The organism is Clostridium lentum (assembly GCF_014287815.1).
GTDB classification, from domain to species: Bacteria; Bacillota; Clostridia; order Clostridiales; family Clostridiaceae; genus Clostridium; species Clostridium lentum.
Map to the genome: position 1 here is coordinate 1 of NZ_JACOOQ010000036.1, position 3,969 is coordinate 3,969.

Sequence of the window (3,969 nt, forward strand, 5' to 3'; positions counted from 1 at the left end):
TTATTTTCATATATTTTTAAGAACCCATGCCAGTGATCTTCTAGTATTATTTTTATTTTACCTTTTTTCATATGTAAAAACCTCTAATTTATAATTAATAAATTTAACATATTTAAAGGTTGAAAGCTAGATAACATCTAACTTTCAGTCATCGAAAATTTTATACTTTCCTGTACTTTAAAAAATATAGGCAGTTTTTTAAACTGCCTATTCTTAATTATTCACCCAACAAGGAGAATCAAAAGATGATTTTGTAAAATCATTATAAACCATTTTCTTTCTCTTTATCATTGTTTCAACTTCTTCATTTGAACAATTTTCAGCCCATAAAATTGAATATAGGCTTGAATATGCTAGATAAAGCTTTAATCTCTGCCAGAAATCTACTGGGATATACTCTTCAAAATAGCCTTTAAGTTGGCCTTTTGCAAATTCAATACTTTCTCCCCTGGTAAAAGCACACATGGGGATAAAATCCTTATATATATCTTCATAATTAAATCTATTAAAATCAATAATGTATATATTATTATTATTAATTATCATATTGCCTAAATGATAATCACCATGACATAGAGCTATTTTGGCTGAATTTAAAATTTCAATATTTTCTTTAATATATTTTATAAGTCCTTGGTCTTCATAGCTATAATATCTTGAATTTTCATAAGCCTTTGTTCTTTCTATTATTCTTTCTTTTTGCATCTCTATAATTCTCTTAGCATCAGTTATTTTCTCAGCTTCATGTATCTTCTTTAAAGTTTTTCCTGCCTCTATTCCAAGGTTAAACTGTTCTTCCTTTGAGTATCTACCTATAGATTCTAATGCATCCTCTCCTTCTATAAAGGTATATAGCTGCAATATCTTATTTCCACTAATTTTTAAATCAATAAACTTTGGTGTATTTTGGCATACTCTTGAAATTGTTCTGATAATTTCACTTTCTTTTAATTTTTCATCAAATTTTGATATTTCTGAAATCCTCAGCAATAATTTTTTATTATCACTTGTGTATATAATATATTTCCTATCATTTGACCATCCTTTTTCTAAAGGTTCCATTTTTCTAAATAAATGTGAATTTTTCAAAATATTAAAGTCTATTAAACTTTCCATTTTAAACCCTTAATTTCTTTATTCACTCCTTATTTTCAACTAACTTAAATAAAGAAATTGTAAAATTCCTTTTATTATTTAAAGCTTTCATTAAGTATAATTCTTATTTCTTTTAAATAAACATATCTAACTTATTATTAATATTTTATTCTTCTTTTAGGATAATCGTTAATACTATAGGAAAAAATAAAGAGAAGTAATGATTTTAAATATATTTGTTCTTTTTAATCTCTTAAACACCATTATTTTTTCTTCCTTTATAACTCTATGCATTTTTTTACTTGTACATTACTATTGCTTTTAATTTAAGTAAAATCAGCATAAAAAAACAATGCTGATTAATATTAAGCTTTATAATTTATTATTTTATTTAAAACTTTATTATGTTCTAAGTCCTTGCTAATGGCCTGTATGACACTAACAACATCTTCTGCCATAATCCTTTCTTTGCTCTTATATATTCTTCCCTTCAGATATTCCTTTATAAGCTTATATGTATTAATTAGTACGTTGACACTTGCCATCATATCTTCTCCCTTATTAAAAGGAATTAAATCTTTAAATATCTGATTTACCAAATAGTTTTCTACTATATAATCATTTTCTTTTAATATTGCATCTACTTTTTCAGATAAATCCCTAAATGCCTCTTCCTCAATATTTAATAATATATTGTTTTTATAGTCCTCTGCATATTTTTTCAACCTAGGGCTTCTAATCATAGCAATTAAATTATCATCTCCAATAGTAAAACTAAACTTCTTATCTGCTTTGATGCTTTCTTGTAGATACTTTTGATAGTTTAAAGTTCCATTGGTAGACTCATCAAAAATATCTTCAATACTCTCAAAGTCATCTTCCAATCTTAACTTTTCTATTTCACCATAAAAGCCTTTTAATATATTTAATCTTTCCTCTATAGAATATTCTCTGCATTGAATTATATTTATTGATGATATCCTCATTTCCCAGAAGTATTGAATCATGCTCTCTGTTCCTGCAAAGGCTTCTGTATCAATTATCCTTCTAATTTCAATATTATCTTCATCAAGTTCTTCCTCAGCTTCAACAAACTCCATCTTTTCTTTATTCATTAGAGCTAAACGACATATTTCTTCACACGAAGCAAGAGCACTTTTTTCATAAATGCCATCCACAATATTAAAAACTCTTGGATAACTTTTGCAGGTAATACATAGATTTTCTTCTCCTACTGCTCCATGGATATCACATAGCATATTTTCATTTAGAAATGGACATCTGCTACCATCTTTTAATATCATATATCCAGCATTAAAGAAATCATCTTTTTTATCACCAGTTAAAAATTTGCCTTCAACTAGACTTTTTAAGGCACCAGTACTATTTTTATATCTTTCTAAACTATTTTCATCTATATTAATATCCCAACTAGCACAACATGTATCAGTACATTTTGATCCTATACATTTAAATTTCTCCATATATTTAGGTATAAAAGTATTAACTATCATATTTACTCCACTCTCTTTTGTTAAACTCATTTCAACTATCTATTATATCACTTCTCTTAAGCTTTTCCTCTAAAATATTTATAAACAATATAAGTCTTATCTGGAAAATAAAAAAATATCATATACAATGAATTTATAAATAAAAGCCTGGCTAAAATACGCCAAGCTTTTATTACTATTTTATCAAATAAATAACGCAAAATGAGATTATTATTTGTATTATTGCAAATCTAAAAACTACCTGTGTATTTGACCAGTCATTTCTCTTACGTACCTGGTCATGTATTGGAGTTCTTATATTATTTAATATTTCAATTTTTAAAAATCTTCTAAATGATATTTTAATTAGCCCTAAGCCTCCATCGATTATAAGCATTAAAGCCACTGGAATATATAATAGAGGACTTCCTGTTTTAAGTATTGCAATACTAATAAATATACCTAATGCACGAGAACCAGCATCACCCATCATTAGCTTACTAGGTGTAGCGTTAAACCAAAGATATGCAAGTACGCAAACTATTAGAATCAATGTAATGTAATTAATAGCTGAATTTGTTCCTTTAACACTTTCTAATAAATAAATAGTGAATAAAGTAATAACTGATAAAGTTCCTGATAATCCATCTACACCATCAGTACAATTGGTTACATTTATAGATACCCACACAAGTATAACTGCTAATATAAAGAATACTATTGGATTTAAAACAATACTTTCACCTAAAATATTAATAAATATTTCACTTCCATTAAATGCTAAGTAAGTTCCAGCAACTAAACATGCAATTAATAAATCTAATGCTCCTTTTTTAAACTCTCCCCAAGGATTTTTTGATGCATCGTCCAAATATCCAGTTAACATAGAAGCTATGGTAAGCACAAGGTATATCAAAATTTCCCAATTAAGCTTTCCAAATAGCATAGCTACTATACCAAAAGCCAAGATAAATATAAGTCCTGCCCCTCTTGGTTTTCCAGCTGATTTCTTTCCATCATGTGCAAATTCTCTTCCTGCATCTTTAGGAAGCATGCTACTTAGATATTTTAACGCTAGGAAAGTTCCAAAAAAGGCACACAATATACCTATTACCTGTACAAATTTATTATCTGTACATCCTGCAATTAAATTAATCATAAAAATTTCACCTATTTCTTTCGCTATTTTATTATCAAAGTAATTTTACATTCAATGTATATGTAAGTCAACATAATTTAGATTGCTACTGGCATTATTTATAAAAAAAGTGGCTTTCGCCACGCTCCCTTCGGGAATTTAATTTTAAGTATTCTAAAAGGCATAGAACTAACATCGGTTCTATGCTATATTTTTCCTATTAATTAATACTTTATTCCGTAT

General features: G+C 27.1%; 3 protein-coding genes. All 3 read right to left on the reverse strand.

The window, feature by feature from the left end; genetic code table 11:
• Positions 1-213 precede the first annotated feature (213 nt).
• The 3 genes from H8R92_RS12815 to H8R92_RS12825 all read right to left on the reverse strand — a co-directional run bounded on the left by H8R92_RS12815 (position 214) and on the right by H8R92_RS12825 (position 3,747).
• Positions 214-1,116 (reverse strand): aminoglycoside phosphotransferase family protein, encoded by a 903-nt coding sequence (locus tag H8R92_RS12815; RefSeq protein WP_186835659.1) that lies wholly within the window; start codon positions 1,114-1,116, stop codon positions 214-216.
• Between the two features lie 344 nt (positions 1,117-1,460).
• Positions 1,461-2,609 carry a flagellin lysine-N-methylase gene (gene fliB / locus H8R92_RS12820; protein ID WP_186835661.1) on the reverse strand — a complete coding sequence of 383 codons (1,149 nt, stop codon included), beginning with the start codon at positions 2,607-2,609 and terminating at the stop codon, positions 1,461-1,463.
• 175 nt (positions 2,610-2,784) lie between these two features.
• A complete protein-coding gene (locus H8R92_RS12825; protein ID WP_186835660.1) occupies positions 2,785-3,747 on the reverse strand; it encodes an MraY family glycosyltransferase in 963 nt (320 codons plus the stop codon).
• Between the last annotated feature and the right edge of the window lie 222 nt (positions 3,748-3,969).

Excerpts from the sequence above, each read along its gene's own strand:
- H8R92_RS12815 (WP_186835659.1), bottom strand. The coding sequence starts at position 1,116 with ATGGAAAGTTTAATAGACTTTAATATTTTGAAAAATTCACATTTATTT.
- H8R92_RS12825 (WP_186835660.1), bottom strand. The coding sequence starts at position 3,747 with ATGATTAATTTAATTGCAGGATGTACAGATAATAAATTTGTACAGGTA.
- fliB (WP_186835661.1), bottom strand. The coding sequence starts at position 2,609 with ATGATAGTTAATACTTTTATACCTAAATATATGGAGAAATTTAAATGT.